Source organism: Streptomyces sp. SLBN-31, from assembly GCF_006715395.1.
Classification (GTDB): Bacteria; Actinomycetota; Actinomycetes; order Streptomycetales; family Streptomycetaceae; genus Streptomyces.
Window position 1 is genome coordinate 1522271 of the sequence record NZ_VFNC01000002.1, and the last position, 20816, is coordinate 1543086.

Sequence of the window (20816 nt, forward strand, 5' to 3'; positions counted from 1 at the left end):
ACGGCCGCTTGCCGGGCACGAGGTTCGACAGGGAGGGGCACCACCGTCATGGGACGTCACAGCTTGCCCGATCATTATGGGGCGGGCGGCAGCGACCCCCGTCCCCGCGCGCGCCGCCGCACGATGGCCGTCGCCACGGTCCTGGTCCTGACGGTGGCCGGGGGCACGGCCGTCGCGGTGCAGAGCGGGCTGCTCTCGTTCGGATCGTCCTGCCAGGACGACGCCGTGCGGCTGCGGCTGGCCGCCTCCCCGGACATCGCCCCCGCCCTGACGGCCGCGGCCGAGCGGGCCCGGCGCGAGAACATCACCTCCGACGGGCGCTGTGTCGCGGTCTCGGTGAGCGCCCGCGACTCCTACAAGGTGGCGGACACGCTCGCCACGGGCGGAAAGTCCGACGTCCAGGTGTGGGTGGCGGACTCCGGCCTGTGGGTCGACCGGATCACGAACGACAACACTGCGACCGAGGTGACCCCGGCGGGCGCCGTGGCCTCCACCCCCGTCGGCGTGGCCATGGTGCCCGAGGCGGCCGAGTCGATGGGCTGGCCGAAGAAGAAGTACAGCTGGATCGAGCTGGCCGGCGCGACCATGCGGGACGACGCGCTCAGACTGGGGGCGGCCGACCCCGCGCGCAGCGCCACGGGACTGCTCGCGCTCACCCGGCTGACCACCGCCGCGGCCGGGCTCAAGGGTGGTGACACCCAGGCCGCGGCGATGATGAAGACGCTGTCGCAGCGCACCTCGGACAGTGACGGCCAGGTCCTGGACACGCTGCCCAGGAACAGTTCGGGAACCGAGCAGGGCAACCCCAGACGCAACCAGGCGCTGATCCTCAGCGAGCAGGCGGCGTACACGTACAACTCGTCGGCGGACGGCGGCGACGGCCTGGACATGTTCTATCCCGAGGACGGCTCGCCGCAGCTGGACTTCCCCTATGCGATGGTCGGGCAGCTCACGACCGACCAGAGCCGGGCCGCGCTGCGGTTCATGAACTATCTGCGGCAGCCGGCACAGCTGCGGCTGCTGCAGAAGTACGGCTTCCGCACCTCCGACGAGGAGGCGCCGGAGGCGGTGGTCGCCGAGGCGGGCGGCAGCAGCCCGCAGCCGTACGCGGAGCCCGCCGTCCAGCCGGCCACGGACGAGGCGCTGCAGGAGGCCCTGGGCACCTGGACGATCACGGTGCAGAGCGCCCGGCTGACCACGGTCGTGGACGCCTCGTCGTCGATGTCCGAGCCGGTGCCGGGCACGGGCGGGCAGTCCCGTATGGCGGTGACGAAGGCGTCGCTGCTGCAGGCCCTCGCCACCTTCACGCAGGAGGACGAGATCGGCCTGTGGGAGTTCTCCACGAAGCTGGACGGCGCCAAGGACTACCGGGTCCTGGTGCCGACCGAGCGGCTCGGCGACCGGATCGGCGACGGCACCCAGCGGGAGCGGCTGTCGGCGGCCTTCGGCGCGCTGAAGCCGGTCGCGAACGGGGCGACGGGCCTGTACGACACCACGCTCGCCGCGTACCGGGCGGCGACGTCGTCGTACGCGAAGGGGAAGTTCAATGCGCTCGTCGTCCTCACCGACGGGGTCAACCAGGACCCCGGCAGCATCTCCCGGGCCGAGCTGATCAGTGAGCTGCAGAAGCTCACCGATCCCGAGCACCCGGTGCCGCTGATCATGATCGCCGTGGGGCCCGACGCCGACCGGGAGGAGGCCGAGGAGATCGCCGGAGCGACCGGCGGCTCGGGCCAGTCGGTGAACAACCCCTCGCAGATCCAGTCGGTGATGCTGAAGGCGATCGTGGCGGCCGGCGCCCAGGGCAGCGGCACGAGCTGACCGCCCGCAAGGCGCCCGCTCACCCCAGCGGCACCGGCTCCGGCATGCCCACCGGCCAGGTGTGTACCGGATCGCCCATGTGCATCAGCTCGCTGTAGCGCCGGGTGGTGGCCGCCAGTGCCTCGTCCCGGGACATGCCCGTCTCCAGGGCCCGGTGGAAGGTGGCCGCCTGCCAGGACGCGCCGTTGACCCGGCGCCGGCAGCGTTCGTCGATGACGCCGAGGTAGAGATCGCGGTCGGCGGGTTCGATGCCCCAGGCGTCCAGGCCGGCCTCGGCGAGCGGCAGCAGCTCGTCGCGGACCAGGCTCACCGCGTCGACCTGCGCCGTGCCGCCGTACCGCCCCCGCCGCGGCCACTCCAGGCGCGCGTCGATGCCGTCCTTGCAGGCGGCGTCGAAGTTGGCGGCGGCGGCCTCGAAGGGCAGCCGGGTCCACACGGGGCGGGGCTCCTCGGCGAGGGCGCGCACGAGACCGTAGTAGAAGGCCGCGTTGGCGATGACGTCGATGATGCTGGGGCCTGCGGGCAGGACGCGGTTCTCGACGCGCAGGTGCGGGACACCGTCGGCGATGCCGTAGACCGGGCGGTTCCAGCGGTAGATCGTGCCGTTGTGCAGGACGAGTTCGTGCAGGTTCGGGATGCCGCCCGCGTCGAGGACCTCCAGGGGGTCCTCCTCGTCGCAGATGGGCAGCAGCGCCGGGAAGTACCGCAGGTTCTCGTCGAAGAGGTCATGGGCGGAGGTGATCCAGCGCTCCCCGAACCAGGTGCGCGGGCGCACCCCCTGGGCCTGCAGTTCGGGCGGCCGTGTGTCGGTGGACTGCTGGAACAGCGGAGGCCGGGACTCGCGCCACAGTTCACGGCCGAACAGGAAGGGCGAGTTGGCGCCCACGGCTATCTGGACGGCGGCGACGGCCTGGGCGGCGTTCCACACGTCGGCGAATCGGCCCGGGGTGACCTGGAGGTGCAGCTGTACGGAGGTGCAGGCGGCTTCCGGCGCTATGGACTTCGAGGTGCAGGTCAGACGTTCCACGCCGTCGATGTCGAGGACGAAGTCCTCACCGCGGGCGGCGACGATCTGATCGTTGAGCAGTGCGTAACGGTCGACCGCGGAAAGGTTGGAGGAGACCAGGTCGTCCCGGTCGAGGGTCGGCAGAATGCCGATCATCACGATTCCCGCGTCGAGCTCACCGGCTTTTCGGTCGGCATATGCCAGAGAGGTCCTGAGTTCCTCTCCGAGCCGGTCGAATACCCGCCCCTGCAAGCGGTGTGGGGCGATGTTCACTTCCAGATTGAACATGGCGAGTTCTGTTTGGAAATCTCGGCTCGCGATCCGTTCCAGGACCTGCGCATTGAGCATTTTCGGCATGCCGTCGGCACCGGCGAGATTCAATTCGATCTCCAGCCCCATCAGGTTCCTGGGGCGGTCGAACCGCTTCTCGGCCAGGAGCCGCTCCAGCCCCGTCAGGCACCTGCGGAGCTTGTCGCGGTAGAGCTGCCGATCGGACAGATCGAAACGACCTGCCACGACCTTCTCCCCCATCGGAGCGTCCCTCCTCGATCGGGCGGCGTCCTGGATCCCGGCCGCCGGTGTCGGGTCACGTGGGATAATGCCCAGCGTCGGCGATCGGTAACGTCCCCATGCGAGCGGGTCGCGCGCTACTCTGGTCACATGTGACCGGCGGCACATTCGCCGGGCATGCCGCACGGCGCAGTTTCATGTACGCGACGAACTCGTGAAAAACGCCGACGAGAATTGGCCGACCCCACCTTCGGCATTTACCGAGGTCACCGCCTCCGGGCCGAGCAGAATCGGGGTGATTCCCGCGTGTCGCCGACCGGATAACCCCTTGCCGAGTGCTCCGGAAACGGCTAGACGAAACACCGGCTGAACATGTGTCGTATAAACTCCGCGAACAGGCAGAGGGTCGGCGCCCCCGGTCTTCGAGACCTGCCGTCAGATGACGAGCGACAGGTCTCACCCACATCCCTCGTACCCGGACCCCGCCCCGTCTCTCTCGCCCCGTGAGCAGACAGCGCCGTCCGCCCCCGCCCTCGCGCCACCGTGCCTGTCGAATGAGAGGCGACCCACCATGCCGTTGCATGTCCCCCCGGCTCCCGCGCCCGCCCTTCGCACCGTCCTGACCGCGCTCGGCTCGCCCACCGCGGTTCGCGAGGCCCGAACACCCTCCCTGCTGCGCTCCCAGGGACCCGCCACACCGGAACTGCCACTTCCCGTGCACGTACTGGACGAGCTCACCCCCGAGGGCGCCTCCGCCAGCCGGCTGGCCGGCTGGCGGTTCCTGATCCGCTGCGGCGACCGCGCGGTGGCCGCGGCCGAGACCATGCTGACCCCGGACGGCTGGGCCTTCTCGCACTTCTTCGAAGGTCCCTACATCGCCTCCACCGAGCGGGCGTTGCGCCAGGCCGAGACGATGAAACAGCCCTACCAGGCGCGCCTGCTGTCGGTGCCGAGCCTGTACATGCTCACGCTCTGGCTGCACGGCGACTGCGCGGCGGACGGCGCGGCCGGCCACCCGGCGGCCACGGACCTGCTCGTCCCGCTGGCACCGGCCCCGCCCGGCATCGCGGCGCACCGCCCGCACCGCGTCGCCGAACTGCTGCCGGTGCTGACCCATCGGGTGACTCCGGCCCCCCTGCTCGGTCAGATCGCCTGACGTAAGACCTCGTGCCCCGCCGTCGAATTCACCGACGGCGGGACACGGCGTTTCACCCGGCGCTTCACCCGGAAGCCATTGCGCTCGTACGAGCGAAAAACTGCTCGTACGAGCCGGAAAGTGGCCCCGCCCGGTATGGACTAGCCCCATCCGACCAGTGCGAACCACCCGAAGGGACAGTGTGGTTGGACTGAACCGTCCGGGCCGCCGAAGCGTCATCAACCTGTGAAGAAGTGGTGCGTCGAAATGCCTGCGGATTCGCCTCCGTAGGGCAACACTGGACTGGACCGACTTAAACCAACGGGGGGCGGCCATGGACAACGCTTCAAGCCGCAGCACAGACACGACAGCCATCTCCGACATCACGACAGAGCGAAAGATCCCACCAATGTGCCAGCATCAGCCGCCGTGCCCTTCAGCAGACTCCGCCGACAGGGAATCCGCCCGACTCGTGGCGCACCACCCGGAGCAGGGGTGGAGCCTGCTGTGCAACGGCGTTCTGCTCTTCGAGGACACCGGTGAGCTGCTGCCGGACGGCCAGGTCATCGCCCCGCACCGCCAGGTGATGACGGCCGCCTGAGGCGGCTTCCGGGCGGCCACGGCCGCCCGGCGGATTTCCGGGGGCCGGTCGCGGAGGACATTGCCGCGAGCCGGCCCCGACGCATGTCCGGCCCCGATCACCCACCGTAGTTACCCGGGCGTACCAGGGTCATGGGGCTCGTATTCGTCGCCTGCGATCCCGTCTTGATCACCCTTCCCACGGGCCCACCTCTTCCGGAAGACTTCTGGAAGTTTCGCGGCGCGTGCGCACGGAGGTGGGGGAATTGGCAGCAGACGGGGCCGGTGCCGAGGGCGTGGCGGAGAGCCGGGGGAAGGTCACGATCACGGAGATCGCCCGGCAGGCGGGGGTGTCGGTGCCGACCGTCTCCCGAGTCGTCAACGGCCGCTCCGACGTCTCGCCGCGGACCAGGGCACGGGTGGAGGATCTGCTGCTGCGGCACGGTTACCGCAAGCGCGCCGGCGCCTCCGGTTCCGGCGCCGCGCTGCTCGACCTGGTCTTCAACGACCTCGACAGTCCCTGGGCGGTGGAGATCCTGCGCGGTGTGGAGGAGGTCGCCCACGCCGCCGGGGTCGGCACGGTGGTGTCGGCGATCCACGGGCGCTCCGGCGACGCCCGTGAGTGGATGCGCAACCTGCGGGCCCGCGCCTCCGACGGCGTCGTCCTGGTCACCTCGGCGCTGGAGCCGGTACTGCACGAGGAGTTGCGCGCCCTGGGTGTCCCGCTGGTGGTCGTCGACCCGGCGGGCTCCCCCGCCCTGGACGTCCCGACGATCGGCGCCGCCAACTGGTCGGGCGGCATGGCGGCCACCGAGCACCTGCTCTCCCTCGGGCACCGCAGGATCGCTCTGATCGCCGGCCCGCCACGGCTGCTGTGCTCCCGCGCACGCCTCGACGGCTATCGCGCCGCCCTGGAGGGCGCAGCCATCCCACCCGACGGCTCCCTCGTCGTCCCCGGGGACTTCCACCCCGAGTCCGGGTTCACCGGCTGCAACGCCCTGCTCGCCCTCCCCGAACCGCCGACCGCGATCTTCGCGGCCAGCGACCAGATGGCGCTCGGCGCGATCGAGGCACTGCGCCGGCGGGGTCTGAGGGTGCCGGAGGACATGAGCGTGGTCGGCTTCGACGACCTTCCGGAGGTCCGCTGGTCGGCGCCGCCGCTCACCACGGTTCGTCAACCGCTGGCCGACATGGGCAAGTTGGCCGTCCGTACGGTCCTGCGGCTGGCCCGCGACGAACAGCCGGACTCCCCGCGCGTGGAACTCGGCACCGAGCTGGTGGTGAGAGCCAGCACGGCACCCCCGGCACCCTGACAGACCGGGGGTGCCGGGACCCCGGCGGTGCTCCCCAATGCACCGCCGGGGCGTTCCGGAAAACCCCTCCCGCAAGGGCTGCTACTTGCCGCCCAGCGCCTCTCGGATCGCGAAGTACGCGGGCTTGGGCCGCAGTTGGTCGTCGTACGGCAGCGCGGCGCCCTCCCCGGGGAAGAACGCCGGGATCCAGGAGTACTTGTCGGTGTAGTCCCACACCGTGATCCCCACGCACCGCCGCACCGCCAGACAGGCGGACGTCATGTCGCGGTACCAGTCGGCCTGCTGGGCCAGCTTCTCCTCGGTCGCCGGCAGGATCATGCGGACGTCGACCTCGGTGAGAGCGGTGTCGAGCCCGAGTCGGGAGAAGCGGCGGAGGTTGTCCTCCAGGGTGGTCGGATAGCCGTACTGCAGCGCCAGATGGGCCTGCAGGCCGATGCCGTCGAGCGGGACGTGCTGTGCCTTCAGCTCCTGTGCGAGCCGGTAGTAGGCGTCGCTCTTCGGTCCGACGGCCTCGATGTTGTAGTCGTTGAGGTACAACTTCGCGTGCGGGTCGGCCTGGTGGGCCCAGTGCAGGGCGTCGGCGATGTAGCCGGGGCCCAGCGTGCGGTACCAGATGGTGTCGCGGTAGGTGCCGTCCTCATTGAACGCCTCGTTGACCACGTCCCAGGAGTAGACCTTGCCGCGGTAGTGCCGCACCTCGGTCTGGATGTGCTTCTTCAGTACGGCCCTGAGCTCGTCCGCCGTCCATGCGCGGCCGGTGAGCCAGTCCGGCAGCTGGCTGTGCCAGACAAGCGTGTGGGCGCGCACCCGCTGGTGGTTGCCGCGCGCGAGGTCGACGATCTGGTCGCCGTCGGTCCAGTCGAAGACGCCCTGCTGGGGCTCGGTGGCGTACCACTTCATGCCGTTGCCGGGCGTGATCATGTCGAACTCGCTGCCCAGTACGGAGGTGTAGGCGGTGTCGGTGAGTTCGGGGTTGTCGGTGGCGCTGCCGAAGTAGCGGCCGTGGCGGTGGGCGAGTTCGGCCAGGGTGGTGGGCCGTGGGTGCGCCTGGGCGGGGGTGCCGGTGGTGACGCCGGCGGCGACCAGGACGGCGGCGAGGGCTCCGACGAGTCTGAGACGGGTCTTGGGCATGGTGCGACTCCTCACGGGGTGGGGTGTGGGGCCGTACGTCCGGCGGCGCGCGTCATCCCTTGGTGGCGCCGGCGGTGAGGCCGCCGACGAGCTGACGCTCGGCGACCGAGTAGAGGGCGAGGGCGGGGACCATCGCCAGGACGAGGTAGGCGAAGACACGGGCGTACTCGGCCGAGTACTGGCCCTGGAACTGCGCGACGCCGAGCGGCAGCGTCCACCACTTGGAGTCGGTGAAGACCAGCAGCGGCAGCATGTAGTTGTTCCAGCTGGTGACGACGGCGAGTACGGAGACCGTGCCGAGCGCGGGCCGGGCCATCGGCAGCAGCACCCGCCAGAAGAAGCCGAAGGCGCTGCAGCCGTCGAGGGTGGCCGCCTCCTCCAGTTCGCCGGGGATCTGCCGGAAGAAGCCGCGCAGGATGATGATCGTCATCGGCAGGCCGAAGGCGGCCTGCGGCAGGATCACGCCGAGGGGGTTGTCCAGCAGGCCGAGGGAGCGCAGCAGGAGGAACAGGGGCAGGGCGGCGACCGCGGGCGGGAACATCAGCCCCATCGTGAAGAAGGTGAACATCAGCTCCCGGCCGCGGAAGGCGAACCGTGCGAAGGAGAAGGCCGCGAGGGCGGACACGGCGACCACGAGCACGCACGTCGCCACCGCCACCAGCGTGCTGTTGCCCAGCAGCCGCCAGAAGTCACCGGACCCGAGGATGTCGGTGTAGTTGCCGGTCAGCCAGTGCTCGGGCAGCCCGAAGGGGTTGCGGGAGAGCTCGTCGGTGGACTTGAAGCCGGACAGCGCGGCGTACAGCAGCGGTACGACGATCACCGAGCCGACGACGACGAGGACCACGTGCAGCGGCATGTTGCGCAGTGTCTTCACCTGCCGTCTCCCCTCATGTTCGTGGTGGCGCCCTCGAGGTCGCGGCGCAGCACGAACCGCTGGTAGGCGAGGGCGAAGACGAGGCAGATGCCGAACATGACCACGCTGATCGCGCTGGCGTAGCCGACCTGGTAGCGCTTGAAGCCGTACTGGAACATGGTCACGGCCATCGTCTCGGAGTGGTGGTCGGGACCGCCCTGGGTGATCACCCACACCAGGTCGAAGAGCTGGATGGACCCGATGACGGACAGGAAGATGCTGATGCGGATGGTGGGCGCGAGCAGCGGCAGGGTGACGTTGCGGAAGCGCTGCCAGGGATTGGCGCCGTCGATCAGCGCTGCCTCCGTCAACTCGGCCGGGATCGACTGGAGTCCGGCGAGCAGCAGCATCATGTGGAAGCCGAAGTACTTCCAGGTCATGACGAGGAAGAGGGTCGCCATGACGTAGGAGGGGTCGGCGAACCACTCACCGCCGACGCCGTCCAGCCCGACGGCGCCCAGGACATGGTCGGCGAGCCCGTCGTCCGGTGCGAAGACCATGCTGAACAGCACGCCGGTGATGGCCTCGGACAGGACGTAGGGCGCGAAGAACAGCATGCGGTAGACGGCCCGGCCGCGCAGCTTCTGGTTCAGTGCCACCGCCATGCCCAGCGCGAACGGCAGTTGCAGCAGGAGCGAGAGCCCGACCAGGAGTGCGCAGCGCCACAGGTCGCCGAGGAAGACGTCGTCCTGGAAGAGGCGGGTGAAGTTGTCGCCGCCGATGTAGTCGGAGGGCATGCCGAAGCCGCCCCAGCGGAAGAACGCGGCGTACAGCGCGAACAGCATCGGCAGCAGGACCAGCCCGATGAAGAGCACCAGCGCGGGCACCTGGAAGCCGACCGCGGTGAGCCAGTTCACCAGGCGCCGGCGCGCCCGCCCCCGCCCCGGCGTCGCCGTCGGGGAGGGGAGGGCGACGTCCGGGCCCGTCCGCTTGTCCGGAAGGAAAGTGGAGGTCATCGCCGGTTACTGCTCTTCCTTCGCGGTCTTGGAGATCGACTGCGTGACCTGCTCGGGCGACTTGGAGCCGGATATCAGCGCGGCGACGCTGTCGTTGACCTCCTGGCCGACGGCGGGCGCGTAGGCCTGGTCGAGGTAGAGCTGGAAGCCGGTGGCCGCCTTCAACTGGGCTTGCACGGCCTTGGTATTGGGGTCGGAGAGCCCCTTCTCGGCGCCGGGGACCACCGGGAGGGTGTTGGTCTTCTTCACCAGCACCAGGTCGGTGGCCTCGGAGGCGAAGAACTTCAGGAAGTCGACGGCCGCCTGCGGGGCGCCCTTGCGCAGGGCGTGTCCGCCGCCGCCGCCGAAGACCTCGGTGATGGCGCCCTTTCCGCCCTCGACCGCCGGGAAGGGGAAGAAGCCGAGGTTCGAGCCGAGGCCCTTGCCGGAGTCGGCCTCGACGACCGGGGCCCACTGGCCCATGAGTTCCATGGCGGCCTTGCCGTTGCCCATGGTGGCCGCCTGGCCGGTGGGCGTGGAGTACGCGGCGCCGAGGAAGCCCTTCTGGAACGGCTGGAGTTTGACCAGGTCCTGGAGGTGCTGTCCGGCCTGGACGAGCCCGGGGGCGGTGAAGTCCTTGTTCTCGTTGGCCTTCTTCAGCGCGTCGATGCCGGCCGTGCGCATCGCGAGGTAGGCCCAGAAGTACATGCCGGGCCACTTCTCCTTGCCGGCCAGGGCGATGGGCGTGATGTTCTTCGCCTTGAGCTTCTTGACCGCGTCGAGGAAGCCGCTCCAGGTGGTGGGCGGGGCGGTGATGCCGGCCTGCTTGAACAGCGCCTTGTTGTACCAGAAGCCGATCATGCCGATGTCGAACGGGATGCCGTACGTCTTGTTGTCCAGGATGTACGCCTGTTTCGCGACGGACAGCATGCCGTCGGCCCACGGCTTGGTCCGGTCGGTGAGGTCCTCGACGAGTCCGGCGTCCACCTGCTGCTGGAGGACGCCGCCGCCCCAGGTGTGGAAGATGTCCGGGAGCTTCCCGGAGGCGGTCAGCGCCGTCATCTTCGACTTGTAGGCGTCGTTCTCCATCTGGACGATCTTCACCTTGACCTTGGGGTTCTGCGCCTCGAACTTCTTGGCCAGACCCGCCCAGACGGTTTTGGTGGGTTCGGTGGTGGAGATGTTCCACCACTCGATGGTGGTCTTCCCGTCGGCCGACCCTCCGTCCGAGTCGCCGCCGCATGCGCTCAGAGCCGTCATGCCCAGACCGGCCGCGGCGGAGGCCGCCAGGAACCCGCGGCGGGACAGTGCCCGGTCGCCCATTTTGTGCTCCTTGGGGTAGGGACGGCGCGTCCACGACCGTCCACTGGGACCGAAAGTTTCGGAGATGATCCAGAAAGCTTCGTTGATGCCGCACCCTAGAGACAGCTCCCAAACGGTGGCAACCCCTTGTACGCGGTGAATCTGCGCGCGACTTCGCCCAGCGCCGACAATGGGGGACTCAGGCCCGGTCCGACAGGGGCGGCGATCCTCGCCCGTCACTTCACGACCGGTCGAAACATTCGACTCCGCAGGCGAACATTACGGAGCTGATCAGGCGGTGCTACCGCACCGACACCGAGTCGGCCCGCTCCGTCTCGCCTTCGGCGGCCGCGAGTGCTTTGTTGCGGCGGACGGAGGACCAGAAGGACCAGGCGATCAGGACGACGCCGATGAGACCGGTGACGACCTCGTTGATCTGGTACTGAATGGTGACCATGAGGATCACGGCCAGGGCGCCGATCGCGTAGTGGGCGCCGTGCTCCAGGTAGACGTAGTCGTCGAGGGTGCCCTGGCGGACGAGGTACACGGTCAGCGACCGGACGTACATGGCGCCGATGCCCAGACCCAGGGCCATCAGCACAATGTCGTTGGTGATGGCGAACGCGCCGATCACGCCGTCGAAGGAGAAGGAGGCGTCCAGGACCTCCAGGTAGAGGAACATGAAGAACGCGGCCCGGCCCACGAGGGTGCCCGCCGAGGGCTTGCTCTGCTCCCGCTCCTCCTCGTCCTCCAGCCTGTTCTCGAAGTAGCCGGACAGGCCGCCGACGACCAGGTAGGTGACCAGACCCGCGATGCCGGAGACGAGCACGGTCTGTGCCTTGTCGGCGTGCGCGCCGCCGTGCTGGTGGGCGTGGGTGGCGAAGGTGAAGGAGGTGATCAGCAGGACGATCAGGGCGATGCAGACCGACAGCATGTCGACCTTGCCGAGCCTGGCCAAAGGGCGCTCGATCCAGCCCAGCCACTGGATGTCGCGGTCCTCGAAGATGAAGTCCAGGAAGATCATCAGCAGGAACATGCCACCGAACGCGGCGATCGCCGGGTGCGCGTCGGTCACCAGCTGCTCGTAACGGCTCTTCTCCGTCAGCGCCAGGTGGACGGCGTCGTATGGGTTCAGTTTCGCGGTGACGGCGACGATGACGACCGGGAAGAGCAGCCGCATGCCGAACACCGCGATGAGCACGCCGATCGTGAGGAAGATCGTCTGCCAGAAGGCGCTCATCTTCTTCAGGATCCCGGCGTTGACCACGGCGTTGTCGAACGACAGGGAGATCTCCAGCACGGCCAGGATCGCCACGATGCCGAACGCGGTCCAGCCTCCGTAGAGCACCCCTGCGGCCAGACCGAGCGCGGTGGCCGCGAACGCCCAACGGAAGGTCTTCAGCATCACCGGTCACCCAGTCCTCTCACCACGGCCCTGAACGCTCCGTACCGTCATCGGCGTTGTCTACCACGCCCGGCTGTCGTGCGGGTGTCCCGCCGGGAACCCGGCACACCGGTTGTCGGGATCTTTGCGCTTCGCGGTGCGGGTTCCGTGCGGTGAGCGGACGGGGGTGTCGCCGTCGGACGCGGCCAGCCCTTGGCCACCAGCTCCCTGAGCGCGATGTCGAGCTCGAGGACGTTCACGCGCGGAAACCCGGGGTGCGGCCCTGCGTGTGGTCCCTGACCAGCCGCTCCACCCGGGCGACGGACAGACCGTTGCGCTCGGCTCCCTGGTCACGGGTGAACGTCCGCCAGGAGGATGTCCAGACCGCGCCGCGTCGTCGCGAGGACCACCCGGTCCCCCGCCCGCAGAAGGCGGCCCTGCTCAGGACGCCAGTCGAAACCAGTCCGGCCAGGACGTGTCCCGTCCGGGGCATCCGCGGCAGCGGGTTGCGGAAGCGGCCCGGCGGCGGCGCCCACGGCCAGCACGCGCCACTCGTTCGCCCGGAACGCCTCGTGCACCGAGCGCCCCTCCAGCTCCGGGTGCCCCGCCACGTCGACGCAGGTGAACAGCAGCGACCCGCGTTCCACCGGCATCACGCCCAGCACATGCCGGCCCATCATCGCGGCGGCGAACGAGGGCGCGGCCAGCGCGGAGACGCTCCTGCTCCGCGTCAGGGCATCCGGGTAGGAGGCGCGCAGGGTGCGCTGGACGGTGGCCGCGAACCCGTCGTCGTACAACCGTGTCACCACGCGCACCTCGGGGTCGGTCTCCCGCACCGCCATGACGATGTCGAGGTTGCGGCCGTCGTCGCGGGTGAGGACGAGCAGCGAGCGGCTTTGCCGGACCCGGGCCCGTTCGAGCACCCCGGGGATCGTGGCGTCGTCCAGGACCAGCGGGATGCCGAGTTCGCGCGCGAGGGCGATACCGCGGGCCTGCGGGTCGCACTCGATGGCCACGACCTGGTGACCGGTGCCGTGCAGCCGGGCCAGCACCCGGGTGCCGACCATGCCGAGGCCGACCAGCACGATATGACCGTTGACGTCCTCGTCGGGGGGATGACTCGCCGAGGCGGTGCGGAAGGCCTCGGTGGCGTTCATGGTCGCGGCGACAACGAGTGGAAGTACCGCCAACCCCACGAAGCCGGCCAGCAGTTGGAGCACACGCCGGGCGGGGGACTCGTCGGTGGCCGGGTCACCCATGGTGAAGATGTCCAGCAGCGGCAGGTAGAAGTTCTTCCACCAGGGATGTTCGTCGGTGAACAGCGCGGTGGCGGTCGACAGGGCCACCACGACAGCGGCCAACGCCCCGTACACGGCCGCGAGTTGGTGTGACAGGAAGACCTTCAAGGGCAGGCGCGCCACGCGTGCCCGCAGCCATTTGCGGGGGCGGAAACGCCGGGCACGGACGGCCGGTTCGGCCGGATGCCTGCCGACCTCCTCCAGCATCAGCCGACCGTGCGTGCCCTGCCGATGCCGCGCGGTACCGGTGTCGGGCAGCAGTTGGGTGCCCTCCTCACCGGGCGTCTCCGCGCTGTCCTGGCTGGCCGGGTCGTCCTGGTGGGCGCCGGACAGGACGGCCAGGGTGGTCAGGTCGGTGGTGTGCGAAGGGGTGCCGGCGGGGCGTACGACACCGCGGAAGACCCTGCTCTCGACCTGGAGGGTATGTCCGCGGCCGAGAGCCGCGGCCGCCACGAGCTCCGGTACGGCGGTGTCGGCGTCGGAGAGCACCGTCGTGGAGGTGTCCCGCGCGAGGTCCTCGCTCAGCCCGGCCGCCCGGTCCAGCAGCCGCTCCAGATGACGGCCACGCTCCCGGTCGAACATCCGGACGACCAGCCGGACGGAGGGGTTGACGGTGCGGGCCAGCAGAGCGGCGGTCATGTTGACCTGGTCGTCGCGGTAGGTGAGGGCGAGTGCCACCGCCCGCTCCACGCCCGCCGCGCGCAGGGTGCGTTCGTCCGGGCGGACGGAGACGTGCAGTTCGACCGGCGACCGCGGGTCGTGGTGCAGTTCGGCGACCTGGGCGCCGTGCTGGTCACTCGCCGACGGCAGCACGACGGTGACGATCTCACCGCACACGGCGTCCAGCTCGACGGCGAGCCGGTGCGCGAGTCCGTCGTCGCCGCAGATCACCATGTGCCGGGATCTCTGGCCGGGTTCCGTGCGGGCGGGGTGGGTCGACGTCACATCCGACGAACGGCCGGACCATGAGACCAGTTCCGGCCGTGTACCTGACAGAGTCCAAGATTGCGTCAAGGAGGCGCCAAGAGGGCGGGACGTTTCCTGGCACCCGGAGATGACGCTGGGTGTCCACCCACGCCCCTCTCCCGCCCAGCACATCCGCCGCCCGGCACCGCCGTTCGCTCCGCTCTCGGCATGCGGACGCCTCTCACCAGGTCGGTCTTAACGCAAGCTTGACGCCCTCGCCCCCCTCATCCACGGGCCAGCACGTCACGCTCCGCTTACGCTGGTGCCGCCGTCCGCGTGATGGCCTCCACCACACGCCGAGCCGCACCTCAGGAGCACGTCGATGGCCACCACCGAGCACCCACCCCCCAGTCGCCTGCGCGCCTGGATGCTGGAGGGGCTCTCCGACATGGGCAAGGGCGTCCAGCAGGCGCCGCACGCCCGGCCGGAACCCCCGCACAAGGGCCAGCGCTGGTACCGGGTGATGTGCCTGACCGGCGTCGACTACTTCTCGACCCTGGGCTACCAGCCGGGTATCGCGGCCCTCGCCGCAGGACTGCTGTCACCGGTGGCGACCGTCGTGCTCGTGATCGTCACGCTCGCCGGCGCACTGCCCGTCTACCGCCGCGTCGCCGAGGAAAGCCCGCACGGCGAGGGCTCGATCGCCATGCTGGAACGCCTGCTGTCCTTCTGGAAGGGCAAGCTCTTCGTCCTGGCGCTGCTGGGCTTCGCCGCCACCGACTTCCTGATCACCATCACCCTCTCCGCGGCGGACGCGGCCACCCACATGGTCGAGAACCCGCACCTGACCAGCATGCTGCAAGGCCGGCAGATGCTGATCACGCTGGTCCTCGTCGCCCTGCTCGGCGCGGTCTTCCTCAAGGGCTTCCTGGAGGCGATCGGCGTCGCGGTGGCCCTGGTGGTGGCCTACCTCGGCCTCAACGCGGTCGTCGTGGTCGTCGGCCTGTGGCACGTGCTCACCGCGGGGAACGTCGTCACCGACTGGGCCGGCGCCCTGACGACCGAGCACGGCAACGTCTTCGCCATGATCGGCGTGTCCCTGCTGGTCTTCCCCAAGCTCGCGCTGGGCCTGTCCGGTTTCGAGACCGGCGTTGCCGTCATGCCGCACGTGCAGGGCGACCCCGGCGACACCGAGGACAACCCCAAGGGCCGCATCCGCGACACGAAGAAGCTGCTCACGACCGCCGCCCTGATCATGAGCGTCTTCCTGATCGTCACGAGCTTCATCACCACCGTGCTGATCCCCGAGAAGGAGTTCAAGTCCGGCGGCCAGGCCAACGGACGCGCCCTCGCCTACCTCGCCCACGAATACCTGGGCAACGCCTTCGGCACGGTCTACGACGTCTCCACCATCGCCATCCTGTGGTTCGCGGGCGCCTCCGCGATGGCCGGCCTGCTCAACCTGATGCCGCGCTACCTGCCCCGCTACGGCATGGCCCCACACTGGGCCCGCGCCGTCCGCCCGATGGTGATCGTCTTCACCCTGATCGCCTTCCTGGTCACCTGGATCTTCGACGCGAGCGTCGACGCCCAGGGCGGCGCCTACGCCACCGGCGTACTGGTCCTGATGTCCTCCGCGGCGATCGCGGTGACCATCGCCGCCCACCGCGCGGGGCAGCGCGGCTGGACGATCGGCTTCGGCGTCGTCTCGGCGGTCCTGCTCTACGTCACCGGCGCCAACGTCGTCGAACGCCCCGACGGCGTCAAGATCGGCGCCTGCTTCATCGCCGGCATCATCCTGGTCTCCCTGCTGTCCCGGCTGGCCCGCGCCTTCGAGCTGCGCGTCACCGACGTCCAGCTCGACGCTATGGCGCAACGCTTCATCCGGGACATGGCCAGCCGGAAGATACGGTTCATCGCCAACGAGCCCGATCAGCGGGACAAGGCCGAGTACCGCGACAAGATCGAGCAGATCCGCGCCGACAACGACATGCCCGACGCGGAGGACTTCGTCTTCGTCGAGGTCACGGTCACCGACCCCTCCGAGTTCGAGGCCGGCCTCACGGTGCGCGGCGAAGTCCTGCACAACCGCTACCGCGTGCTGACCCTGGAGTCGTCCTCGATCCCGAACGCCCTGGCCGCGCTCCTCCTCCACGTCCGCGACACCACGGGCTGCATCCCGCACATCTACTTCGAGTGGACCGAGGGCACCCCCTTCGCCAACTTCCTGCGGTTCTTCCTCTTCGGCCAGGGCGAGGTCGCCCCGGTCACCCGGGAGGTGCTGCGCGAGGCTGAACCCGACCGCGACCGCCGGCCGCGCGTGCACACGGGCTGACGTACGCACGGGCTGACGTACGCACGGTCTCGACATGCGAGGCAGCGGGCCGCCGAGCCCGGCCGGCGACCGCCACCGGCGTGGCTGCGCACGGCCGGCCGGGTGCTGCGCGCTCGTCTCCTGCGCCACGGCCGAACCGGTCGCCTGGGACGCACGCACCCTGACGCCCCTGCGCGCCCGGGTCCGGCTTCCGTCGCACGTCACGAGCCCAACCCTTTTCCGCCGCGATCCGTTCCCGGCCCTATCGTGACCGCATGCAGAGCTACACGATCGGCCAGGCAGCACGGCTGCTCGGCGTCAGCCCGGACACCGCACGCCGCTGGGCCGACGCCGGCCGGGTGGACACCCACCGCGACGAGGGCGGACGCCGGCTCATCGACGGCCGGGCACTCGCGGCCTTCTCCGTCGAACTCGCCAAGGCCGGCAGCACCGACGACGAAGCCCCTTACACCTCGGTCCGCAACGCCTTCCCCGGGATCGTCACCGCGATCAAGCTCGGGGACGTCGCCGCCCAGGTCGAGATCCAGGCCGGCCCGCACCGCCTGGTCTCCCTCCTGACCCGCGAGGCGGTGGAGGAACTCGGTCTTGAGGTCGGCATGGAGGCCACGGCCCGCGTGAAGTCGACCAACGTCCACATCGACCGCACCTGACCCGCCCGCCCCACCCCTCCCGTACGAACGCACATGCACGGCCCCGGCGCCCATTGGGCCAGCTCGTGCGAAGCAACAGGAGGCTTATGCCTCGCATATGCGCCAGTATGATCGACGCATGGGAGGGGCTCGACGGACTCCTCCACGGAGGCAACCGAGGGAGTGGACCCCGTGATGACCCGTTCCGCGCGCCGGACCCTGCGGACGGCCGGCGCCGGCACCGCCGCGCTGCTCGCCCTGACCGCCTGCTCGTCCTCCGACTCCAGCGACACGAAGTCCGCCCCCGCGCCGTCCTCGTCGGCGAAGCTGTCCGGCACGGTCACCGTCTTCGCCGCCGCCTCCCTCCAGGAGAGCTTCACGACCCTGGGCAAGGAGTTCGAGAAGGAAAACCCCGGCACGAAGGTCACCTTCAACTTCGGTGGCAGCGACACCCTCGCGGCGAGCATCACCGGCGGCGCCCCGGCCGACGTCTTCGCCGCCGCCAGCCCCAAGACGATGGCGATCGTGACCGACAAGAAGGACGCGGCCGGCACCCCGGCCACCTTCGTCCGCAACCAGCTGGAGATCGCCACGCTGCCGGGCAACCCCGACGAGGTCTCCTCCCTCAAGGACCTCACCAGGTCGGGCCTCAAGGTCGTCCTGTGCGACAGGACGGTGCCCTGCGGCGCCGCGGCTCAGAAGGCCCTCGACGCGAGCAACCTGAAGCTCACCCCGGTCTCCTACGAACAGGACGTCAAGAGCGCCCTGACGAAGGTCGAGCTGAAGGAGGCCGACGCGGCCGTCGTCTACAAGACGGACGTGAAGGCCGCCGGTGACAAAGTGGAGGGCGTGGAATTCCCCGAGTCCGCCAACGCCGTCAACGACTACCCGATCGCCCTGCTCAAGAACGCGCCCAACGCCGCCGCGGCCCAGGCCTTCATCCAGCTGGTGAAGTCCGCCGAGGGGCAGAAGGCGCTGAGCGGGGCCGGGTTCCTCAAGCCATGACCTCCGGCGACGAGCCCGACGCCGCGGCCGACACCCTTGCGGGCGGCCCGCGGCCCGGCCGTGCCCGCAAGACCGGACCGTCCCGGCGCCAAGACCGCCGGCTGCGGGGCCGCGGCGTCCCGCTGCCCCTCCTGCTCCCCGCCCTGCTCGGGCTTGCCTTTCTCCTCCTCCCGCTGCTCGCCATCCTCGTCCGGGCCCCCTGGAGCACCCTCCCCGACCAGCTGACCAGCGCCGAGGTGTGGCAGGCGCTGCGGCTGTCCCTGGTGTGCGCGACGTCGGCGACCCTGGTGTGCCTGGTCGTCGGCGTCCCGCTGGCCTGGCTGCTGGCCCGCACCGACTTTCCCGGCCGCGGTCTGGTACGGGCTCTGGTGACCCTGCCCCTCGTCCTGCCGCCGGTCGTCGGCGGTGTCGCCCTCCTCCTCGCCCTCGGCCGCAACGGCATCGTGGGCCAGTGGCTGGACTCGTGGTTCGGCATCACCCTGCCCTTCACCACGACCGGCGTCGTGGTCGCCGAGACCTTCGTGGCGCTGCCGTTCCTCGTCATCTCCGTCGAGGGCACCCTGCGCGCGGCGGATCCCCGATACGAGGAGGCGGCCACCACCCTGGGCGCCTCCCGCTTCACCGCCTTCCGCCGGGTCACGCTCCCCCTCATCGCCCCCGGCATCGCCGCGGGCGCCGTCCTGGCCTGGGCCCGGGCACTGGGCGAGTTCGGCGCGACGATCACCTTCGCGGGCAACTTCCCCGGCCGCACCCAGACGATGCCCCTGGCGGTCTACCTGGCCCTCCAGAACAACCCGGAGGCGGCCATCGCCCTCAGCCTGGTCCTCCTGACGGTCTCGATCGCGGTACTCGCAGGGCTACGGGACCGCTGGATGACGACGTCATGAGACGCGAAAACCCACCCGACCGCAAAGACCTGCCGGACCCGAGGGCCACCTGATGCGAAACCCCCACCCCGCAGCCGCCGACGGCGCTCAAGCCCCACAGGGGCCACCCGCACCCGACCACGAATCCGGCACGGATGGTGCCGGTGGGAAGCCCGTCCCGGCCGAAGGCCGGGCAGGACAAGCCCGCACCGCCCTCGACGCCCACCTCCAGGTGATCCACGCCCGGTTCAGCCTGGACATCACCCTTACCGCGGCCCCCGGCGACGTCGTCGCCCTCCTCGGCCCCAACGGCGCCGGCAAGACCACCGCCCTGCGCGCCCTCGCCGGCCTCACCCCCCTCACCGACGGCCACCTCCGCCTCGACGGCACCGACCTGACCCGCACACCCCCCGAGAACCGCCCCGTCGGCGTCGTCTTCCAGGACTACCTGCTCTTCCCCCATCTCACCGCCCTGGACAACGTCGCCTTCGGCCCCCGCTGCCAGGGCGCCACGAAGGCCGAGTCCCGGGCCCGGGCCACCGAATGGCTGACCCGCATGGGCCTGGCGGACCACATGACGGCCAGACCCCGCCGCCTCTCCGGCGGCCAGGCCCAGCGCGTCGCCCTCGCCCGCGCCCTCGCCACCAACCCCCGCCTGCTCCTCCTCGACGAACCCCTCGCCGCCCTCGACGCCCGCACCCGCCTCGACGTACGCGCCGAACTCCGCCGCCACCTGGCGGAGTTCGAAGCCGTGGCCGTCCTGGTCACACACGACCCCCTGGACGCCATGGTGCTGGCCGACCGGCTGGTGGTCGTCGAGCACGGCGAGGTCGTCCAGGAGGGCAGCCCGTCCGACATCGCCCGTCACCCCCGTACGGACTACATCGCCAGACTGGTCGGCCTGAACCTCTACAAGGGCCGGGCCGACGGGCACACCGTCCGCCTCGACGCCGGCCCCACCATCACCACCACCGAAGACCTGTCCGGTCCGGTGTTCGTCGCGTTCCCGCCCAGCGCCGTCACCCTCTTCCGCAACCCGCCCACCGGCTCCAGCGCCCGCAACCACTGGCGCTGCGAGGTGGCCGGCCTGGAGACCCACGGCGACCAGATCCGCGCCGACCTCATCGGCGAACTGCCGCTGGCCGCCGACCTCACCACGGTCGCGGCGGCCGAACTCGGCCTGCACCCCGGCTCGGTGGTCTGGGCGACGGTCAAGGCGACGCAGACGCACGCATACCCGGCATGACGGGCGCCCGGCCCTAGGGTTTGCCCATGACCCTGAGCATCCGCAACCAGATCCCCGGCACGGTCACCGCCGTCACCCCAGGCGAGGTGATGGCGACGGTCAAGGTGCGCCTCACCGGCGGCCAGGACATCACCGCGGCGATCACCCGGGAGTCCGTCGAGGACCTCGGCCTCACCGACGGCACCGCCGTACGCGTGCTGGTGAAGTCGACGGAGGTCTCCCTGGCCACCGCCCCGGTCGCGGGCCTGTCCATCCGCAACCAACTGCCCGGGACGGTCACCGGCCTCGCCACCGGCGGCGCCATGGCCTCCGTCAAGGTGGCCGTCCAGGGCGCCGAACTGACGTCCGTCATCACCAAGGACGCCGCACAGGACCTCGGTCTGGCCTCCGGCACCTCGGTCGTCGCCCTGATCAAGGCGACGGAGATCTCGCTCGCCACCGCCTGAGAACGACACCCACCAACCCCGCCCCCGGCGCGCCACACGCAACGCGAAAGGGCCCC

The 20816-nt window shown here is 70.2% G+C and carries 17 protein-coding genes and 1 pseudogene; 10 read left to right on the forward strand and 8 right to left on the reverse strand.

The window, feature by feature from the left end; genetic code table 11:
• The first annotated feature begins 48 nt into the window (after positions 1-48).
• Positions 49-1821 (forward strand): substrate-binding and VWA domain-containing protein, encoded by a 1773-nt coding sequence (locus FBY22_RS26995; RefSeq protein WP_142150204.1) that lies wholly within the window; start codon positions 49-51, stop codon positions 1819-1821.
• 19 nt (positions 1822-1840) lie between these two features.
• Here the strand turns inward: FBY22_RS26995 and FBY22_RS27000 are convergent, their stop codons facing one another.
• Positions 1841-3358 carry a glutamate-cysteine ligase family protein gene (locus tag FBY22_RS27000; protein WP_142150206.1) on the reverse strand — a complete coding sequence of 506 codons (1518 nt, stop codon included), beginning with the start codon at positions 3356-3358 and terminating at the stop codon, positions 1841-1843.
• Between the two features lie 550 nt (positions 3359-3908).
• On the opposite strand from FBY22_RS27000, the gene FBY22_RS27005 reads away from it, so the two are divergent.
• The 3 genes from FBY22_RS27005 (at position 3909) to FBY22_RS27015 (ending at position 6364) form a co-directional block, all read left to right on the forward strand.
• Entirely contained in the window at positions 3909-4493 is a 585-nt protein-coding gene (locus tag FBY22_RS27005) for a hypothetical protein (protein WP_142150208.1), read from the forward strand.
• A gap of 388 nt (positions 4494-4881) precedes the next feature.
• Positions 4882-5073: a DUF5999 family protein gene (locus FBY22_RS27010; protein WP_142150210.1), complete on the forward strand. Its 192-nt coding sequence runs from the start codon at positions 4882-4884 to the stop codon at positions 5071-5073.
• Between the two features lie 244 nt (positions 5074-5317).
• On the forward strand, positions 5318-6364 hold the full coding sequence (locus FBY22_RS27015; protein ID WP_142150212.1) for a LacI family DNA-binding transcriptional regulator: 1047 nt from the start codon (positions 5318-5320) through the stop codon (positions 6362-6364).
• 81 nt (positions 6365-6445) lie between these two features.
• Here FBY22_RS27015 and FBY22_RS27020 read toward each other — a convergent pair whose 3' ends face one another.
• From FBY22_RS27020 to FBY22_RS27050, 7 genes and pseudogenes are all read right to left on the reverse strand, one after another.
• Complete coding sequence (locus tag FBY22_RS27020; protein WP_142150214.1) at positions 6446-7495, reverse strand: endo-1,4-beta-xylanase; 1050 nt, start codon at positions 7493-7495, stop codon at positions 6446-6448.
• 52 nt (positions 7496-7547) lie between these two features.
• On the reverse strand, positions 7548-8351 hold the full coding sequence (locus FBY22_RS27025; RefSeq protein WP_142152532.1) for a carbohydrate ABC transporter permease: 804 nt from the start codon (positions 8349-8351) through the stop codon (positions 7548-7550).
• Between the two features lie 14 nt (positions 8352-8365).
• Complete coding sequence (locus FBY22_RS27030; protein ID WP_142150216.1) at positions 8366-9364, reverse strand: carbohydrate ABC transporter permease; 999 nt, start codon at positions 9362-9364, stop codon at positions 8366-8368.
• A gap of 6 nt (positions 9365-9370) precedes the next feature.
• Complete coding sequence (locus FBY22_RS27035; RefSeq protein ID WP_142150217.1) at positions 9371-10666, reverse strand: extracellular solute-binding protein; 1296 nt, start codon at positions 10664-10666, stop codon at positions 9371-9373.
• A 280-nt stretch (positions 10667-10946) separates the two neighbouring features.
• Complete coding sequence (locus FBY22_RS27040; RefSeq protein ID WP_142150219.1) at positions 10947-12053, reverse strand: DUF475 domain-containing protein; 1107 nt, start codon at positions 12051-12053, stop codon at positions 10947-10949.
• 188 nt (positions 12054-12241) lie between these two features.
• Positions 12242-12372 (reverse strand): annotated as a pseudogene (locus tag FBY22_RS45390) (potassium-transporting ATPase subunit C); the annotation flags it as partial.
• 7 nt (positions 12373-12379) lie between these two features.
• Positions 12380-14221, reverse strand: coding sequence for an NAD-binding protein (locus tag FBY22_RS27050; protein WP_142150221.1), 1842 nt, complete (start codon positions 14219-14221; stop codon positions 12380-12382).
• A gap of 394 nt (positions 14222-14615) precedes the next feature.
• On the opposite strand from FBY22_RS27050, the gene FBY22_RS27055 reads away from it, so the two are divergent.
• The 6 genes from FBY22_RS27055 (at position 14616) to FBY22_RS27080 (ending at position 20760) form a co-directional block, all read left to right on the forward strand.
• Complete coding sequence (locus tag FBY22_RS27055; protein ID WP_142150223.1) at positions 14616-16568, forward strand: APC family permease; 1953 nt, start codon at positions 14616-14618, stop codon at positions 16566-16568.
• Positions 16569-16822: 254 nt separating this feature from the next.
• The gene (locus FBY22_RS27060) at positions 16823-17218 is read left to right on the forward strand and encodes a molybdopterin-binding protein (RefSeq protein ID WP_142150225.1); all 396 of its coding nucleotides are present in this window, start codon (positions 16823-16825) and stop codon (positions 17216-17218) included.
• Positions 17219-17392: 174 nt separating this feature from the next.
• The gene (gene modA / locus FBY22_RS27065; protein WP_142150227.1) at positions 17393-18202 is read left to right on the forward strand and encodes a molybdate ABC transporter substrate-binding protein; all 810 of its coding nucleotides are present in this window, start codon (positions 17393-17395) and stop codon (positions 18200-18202) included.
• The gene (locus FBY22_RS27070) at positions 18199-19089 is read left to right on the forward strand and encodes an ABC transporter permease (RefSeq protein WP_142150229.1); all 891 of its coding nucleotides are present in this window, start codon (positions 18199-18201) and stop codon (positions 19087-19089) included. The genes modA and FBY22_RS27070 overlap by 4 nt, the downstream gene beginning before the upstream one ends.
• 52 nt (positions 19090-19141) lie before the next feature.
• Positions 19142-20314 carry an ABC transporter ATP-binding protein gene (locus FBY22_RS27075; RefSeq protein WP_142150231.1) on the forward strand — a complete coding sequence of 391 codons (1173 nt, stop codon included), beginning with the start codon at positions 19142-19144 and terminating at the stop codon, positions 20312-20314.
• A 26-nt stretch (positions 20315-20340) separates the two neighbouring features.
• Positions 20341-20760 (forward strand): molybdopterin-binding protein, encoded by a 420-nt coding sequence (locus FBY22_RS27080; RefSeq protein WP_142150233.1) that lies wholly within the window; start codon positions 20341-20343, stop codon positions 20758-20760.
• Positions 20761-20816: the final 56 nt, after the last annotated feature.

What these genes read in the sequence shown, in the direction of transcription:
- FBY22_RS27055 (WP_142150223.1), top strand. Translation starts at nt 14,616, where the DNA reads ATGGCCACCACCGAGCACCCACCCCCCAGTCGCCTGCGCGCCTGGATG.
- FBY22_RS27020 (WP_142150214.1), bottom strand. Translation starts at nt 7,495, where the DNA reads ATGCCCAAGACCCGTCTCAGACTCGTCGGAGCCCTCGCCGCCGTCCTG.
- FBY22_RS27035 (WP_142150217.1), bottom strand. Translation starts at nt 10,666, where the DNA reads ATGGGCGACCGGGCACTGTCCCGCCGCGGGTTCCTGGCGGCCTCCGCC.
- FBY22_RS27010 (WP_142150210.1), top strand. Translation starts at nt 4,882, where the DNA reads ATGTGCCAGCATCAGCCGCCGTGCCCTTCAGCAGACTCCGCCGACAGG.
- FBY22_RS27080 (WP_142150233.1), top strand. Translation starts at nt 20,341, where the DNA reads ATGACCCTGAGCATCCGCAACCAGATCCCCGGCACGGTCACCGCCGTC.
- modA (WP_142150227.1), top strand. Translation starts at nt 17,393, where the DNA reads ATGACCCGTTCCGCGCGCCGGACCCTGCGGACGGCCGGCGCCGGCACC.
- FBY22_RS27030 (WP_142150216.1), bottom strand. Translation starts at nt 9,364, where the DNA reads ATGACCTCCACTTTCCTTCCGGACAAGCGGACGGGCCCGGACGTCGCC.
- FBY22_RS27050 (WP_142150221.1), bottom strand. Translation starts at nt 14,221, where the DNA reads ATGGTGATCTGCGGCGACGACGGACTCGCGCACCGGCTCGCCGTCGAG.
- FBY22_RS27005 (WP_142150208.1), top strand. Translation starts at nt 3,909, where the DNA reads ATGCCGTTGCATGTCCCCCCGGCTCCCGCGCCCGCCCTTCGCACCGTC.
- FBY22_RS27000 (WP_142150206.1), bottom strand. Translation starts at nt 3,358, where the DNA reads ATGGGGGAGAAGGTCGTGGCAGGTCGTTTCGATCTGTCCGATCGGCAG.
- FBY22_RS27070 (WP_142150229.1), top strand. Translation starts at nt 18,199, where the DNA reads ATGACCTCCGGCGACGAGCCCGACGCCGCGGCCGACACCCTTGCGGGC.
- FBY22_RS27025 (WP_142152532.1), bottom strand. Translation starts at nt 8,351, where the DNA reads ATGCCGCTGCACGTGGTCCTCGTCGTCGTCGGCTCGGTGATCGTCGTA.
- FBY22_RS27075 (WP_142150231.1), top strand. Translation starts at nt 19,142, where the DNA reads ATGCGAAACCCCCACCCCGCAGCCGCCGACGGCGCTCAAGCCCCACAG.
- FBY22_RS26995 (WP_142150204.1), top strand. Translation starts at nt 49, where the DNA reads ATGGGACGTCACAGCTTGCCCGATCATTATGGGGCGGGCGGCAGCGAC.
- FBY22_RS27060 (WP_142150225.1), top strand. Translation starts at nt 16,823, where the DNA reads ATGCAGAGCTACACGATCGGCCAGGCAGCACGGCTGCTCGGCGTCAGC.